The organism is Hydrogenimonas sp., from assembly GCF_029933015.1.
Lineage (GTDB): Bacteria > Campylobacterota > Campylobacteria > Campylobacterales > Hydrogenimonadaceae > Hydrogenimonas.
Genome location: NZ_JAOZOZ010000171.1, coordinates 1 through 3,194, shown reverse-complemented (window position 1 = coordinate 3,194; position 3,194 = coordinate 1). Strand labels below are relative to the sequence as shown.

The following is a 3,194-nucleotide window of genomic DNA, read 5'->3' as shown; positions in this document are numbered from 1 at the left end:
CATCGCATTTTTTGCGTGTCATTCCCGCCTACTGGGATTTTTGAGATGGGTTCTAGAAATCGGAAAGAACGGGATTCCGATGGATCCGGTACATTATCGGTTGGCAATGGGAGAGCGATATGGCAGTCTTGGGTTTTGTCATCTTGAAACAAGGTGGAAAAGTGGCAGGAATGTATCAAAAAATGGTACGATAAACAAATCGGAATATGGTAAAAACGAAAAGAGAGAAAACAGATGTCCACGAAGTATTCGACCATCAAAACCAAACTCCGAAAATTCAGTTTCGAACACCTGAAAGCGAGCGAAGAGCCGATAAGAATGCTGGAATACCTGCAGGCGGAGTATCCCGAAGTGATCGGGCAGGCGCGCAATCCCGATTTGTTGGCCGCGGCATTGGCGTATCTTTATGTCAAAAAGGAAGGGCTTGGCGGTCGAGGCGGGATCACGGTGAAGAAGATAGGAGAGTATTTCGGTGTCGGTCCGGCGGGGATTACGCAAAAAGTTTTCGACCTCGAGTCTTGTTTCGACGGGGACGACGGCTTGGAAGATGAGTTTGAAAGTCTGGCGGAATTTGTCGACAGTGACCGTTTCGAAGCCAACGGGGCGTATTGGGATTTTCTCGAAAGTGAGGCGACGGCGGATCCGAAAAAGGCCATCGCGTCCCTTGAAAAAATCGTCACGATGGATCCAGACTTTTACGATCCCTACATTTCGTTGTACGAGTATTATCTACAGGTCGGTGATACGAAACGGGCGGTAGAGACGTTGAAAACAGGATATGAAAGGGCCATGAAGCGCATCGCACCCCACGGTGTTTTCCCGGATAGAATCATGTGGTACCACCTGGAAAACCGGCATATTGTCCGATTGCTTTTCAACGTCGCCACCATGATGTGGACGACTATGGGCGAGAAGCTGGAGGCTCTGAAAATTCTGATGCAGTTGCTCCATGCCAACCCCGAAGACAATATCGGTGCCAGATACGCCATCGTCGCCTTGTTGGAAGGGTATGCCACCTACGAGGATTTCGAAAAGAAATTCGAAAAAGAGGGGTTTTGGGATACGGTACTTCTCAATACCTGGTTCGAAGCGCATGCGCCGAAGCACAAAGCGTTCATCGGGTGGTGGTTGGAATGGATAGCGGAGCAGATGTGAAGGGATCCCGCCAGACGAAACTCCGTCTCAAAGCTGCCCTTCCAGAGGAAGCAGTCCGAAGAGTCCGATGCCCAGACGCTTGAAAAATCCCACGCCCGGCGGTCGGTAGTAGCGTACCGTTTCGTTCTTTTCACGGGTGATCCAGACTGGTCCGTAGAAGTCGTCATCGCCGTTGGCGGCCCATCGGGGGTACTTTTCCCATGCGAGTCGGTAGAGGTGGTCGAGATCCATGACTTTTTTCAGTGAGTTTGTTACCTCTGTCGTGAGCGGTTTGGATGCGATCTCCAGGAGGTATTCGGTGTTGAGCTTGACGGATCGGGGGTCGATGTTGGCCGAGCCCATGATCAGCCGGTCGTTATCGGCGATGATCAGTTTGGTATGCAGGGACATCCGTCGTTGTCGCCGCTCGCGGCGTTTCAGTCCCTTTTTTTCGAACTGCATCGGCTTGACTTCGTAGAGTCTCACCCCCATCTTCAGGAGTGGTTCGATGTATTTGCGGTAGCCGCTGTAGACTACCGCCACATCGGTGGAGGCGAGGGAGTTGGTGACGACGGTGATATCCACACCCCGCTTACGGGCCGCTTTCAGACGCTCGAGCATCGGTCCGCTAGGGATGAAATAGGGTGAAACGAGGATCAGGCTTTCTCGGGTTTTTTCGATATCTTCGCGGATGCGCGAACTCAGATGGGTTTCGTTGTCTCTTTTGGAAGTCGAGACTTTTTGGGGCAGGTCGTAGTAGAACCATGCACGGTCGGCGAGGGTGAACTTCAAGGTGCCTCGGCGCGCTGCGTCCATAAAGGCCGACCGTTCGATTGTTTCGAAGGTGTCGGAAGCTTCGAAAGTTTCGTTGATCTGTCGGAAGTTTTGGAGGGTACGCGCGAAGCTTTCGGGGGTGAAGGCGCCATCGAGAATCTTTTCGGCCTTTATCGACTCTTCGCTTCGCCAGTAGATTTCGAAGGCTTCCGAGATTTCGGGTACCACGGCACCGACGGCCAGAATATCGGCGTCGATGAACATCACGGGCGATTCGGGGAGGTAGTATTCGTCGCCGATGTTGCGACCGCCGACGATGGCGGCGCGGCCGTCTGCGACGAGGGCTTTGTTGTGCATCCGTTTGCCCAGGGTTTCGATATCGAGAATCAGGGCGACGTTGCGCAGGAAGCGCCGCCAGGGATTGGGATTGAAGATCTTCACTTCGATGCGGGGATGGCAGGAGACCATCGCCCAGTTCGTGTCTTTGTCGGTCGTGGTCAGGTCGTCGAGAAGCAGGCGTACCTGCACGCCTCTGTCGGCCGCTTGGAGGAGATGGTAGAGAAAATCGTTGCCGATCCGGTCGTCTTTGAAAATGTAGTACTGGACATCGAGGCTCTCTGCGGCGTGATCGACGAGCCACAGACGGGCGGCGTAGGCGTCGGCGGGATTTTCCAGTGGTAAAAAGGCCGAGCGGTTTTCGGGAAGAACCCCGGTGGAGAAACTATATCCCTGTTTCGTAGAGACGACGGGTTGGGGCCCGAATCCCTCCGGCGGGCAGGTCAAAGGCCGGGAACAGGAGAGTAGAAAAAGAAGAGGTACGATCATCCATCCGAGACGTATTACGAACATGACTGATTGTAACATATCCGGTCCGGTGGAGCGATCAGGGCGTTGTTATTACTGTTTATGAGATTAAGAAAGACTAATGGAGAGAGATTTCAATCATCAGTCGTATTCTGACGGATGACTGCATGGCACACTTCTTGCGCCTCCATCGAGAGGAAGCGTCGTCGAAGTGTGGAAGCGGGCTTTTTCGTCAGCAGACCTTGACGTTGCTCGTAGGCTTGACACGTTTGGGCTTCTCCGCCTTCAGCTCGGCTATGACTTCGCGTACATGCTGTACGAGGAGCGATGCGAGGTCGTAACTGAATCCCTCTTTCGCCACGATGCGAAGTATCGAGACATCGTCGCAATCTTTAGCCAGTGTGTAGGCGGGCACCTGCCATCCGTAGCGGCGTAGCCGGTCGGAGATGTCGTAGACGGTGAAGTCGGCCTTCTCCTCTTTG

Annotated in this window: 2 protein-coding genes and 1 pseudogene; 1 reads left to right on the top strand and 2 read right to left on the bottom strand. The window is 53.5% G+C overall.

Annotated elements, in window-relative coordinates; all coding sequences use genetic code 11:
• Positions 1–234: 234 nt before the first annotated feature.
• Positions 235–1,155 (top strand): hypothetical protein, encoded by a 921-nt coding sequence (locus tag Q1K23_RS08805; protein WP_300363928.1) that lies wholly within the window; start codon positions 235–237, stop codon positions 1,153–1,155.
• A gap of 27 nt (positions 1,156–1,182) precedes the next feature.
• On the opposite strand, the gene Q1K23_RS08800 is transcribed toward Q1K23_RS08805, so the two are convergent.
• Positions 1,183–2,757 carry a phospholipase D family protein gene (locus Q1K23_RS08800; RefSeq protein WP_300363926.1) on the bottom strand — a complete coding sequence of 525 codons (1,575 nt, stop codon included), beginning with the start codon at positions 2,755–2,757 and terminating at the stop codon, positions 1,183–1,185.
• 187 nt (positions 2,758–2,944) lie between these two features.
• Positions 2,945–3,194 (bottom strand): annotated as a pseudogene (locus Q1K23_RS08795) (hypothetical protein); the annotation flags it as partial.